Below are 769 nucleotides of genomic sequence, written 5' to 3' on the forward strand. Positions count from 1 at the left end.
TTTTTTTTCGTGTGTGCCGAGCATGCACAACAGCTTGGGGGTGAAAGTCCCCTATCCAGCCTGATGGTGGTGAAGGATTAGCGAAACGCAAGGGCGTCGTCGTGAGGCGGGGTCTGAAGGAAGCGTGTAGCAAAGCCACGACCTGACGAACAGAAACCAGATATGAGGCCTACCAGGCCGGACGAGCAAGCACGTGATTGCGAAGTCCATGACCATCAAGGGCCTGGGTGGTAGATCTGGCGGGTGTGTGGTGAAGGCGGCTGTGCTTACCTCGGGAGGCCTGCCCGGCGTCCTGGAATCGGGACTGAACAGCTCGCAAGGGTTGTTGATCGCCGTGCAGGAGTCAGCAGAAGGCATAGTAGGGCGGTGGTTACGTCTGAAGGCCTGAACGGAAAGGAGCGGCGAGTAAGCCGGAGAACTCGACATGGGAGCGCAGCAGAAAACGCATCGCGTCCTCGGCAGCGGAGGCAGGGGTGAAGCCCCGATAGCCGCAGATCGAGGGGCTGAACCTGTGGCGGCGAACCCCGAGCCCGAAAGCCCGTCGGCGTGTGACCGACTGATGGAAGAAGTCTGCGAAAGGGAGAACCTGAAGCAGGCGTTGAAGCGTGTGAAAGCGAACAAGGGTGCACCGGGCGTGGACGGCATGACAGTTCAGGCATTACCGGCGTACCTGCGGGAGCATTGGCCGACGATACGGGCCTCACTGCTGGAAGGCACCTACCAGCCCCAACCTGTGAGACGGGTCGAGATACCCAAGCCGGATGGAGGG

Annotated in this window: 1 pseudogene; it reads left to right on the forward strand. The window is 60.7% G+C overall.

The window, feature by feature from the left end:
• Positions 1 to 424: 424 nt before the first annotated feature.
• Positions 425 to 769: pseudogene (locus BO1_RS60885) on the forward strand (group II intron reverse transcriptase/maturase); the annotation flags it as partial.

Source organism: Paraburkholderia oxyphila NBRC 105797 (assembly GCF_000685075.1).
Lineage (GTDB): Bacteria > Pseudomonadota > Gammaproteobacteria > Burkholderiales > Burkholderiaceae > Paraburkholderia > Paraburkholderia oxyphila.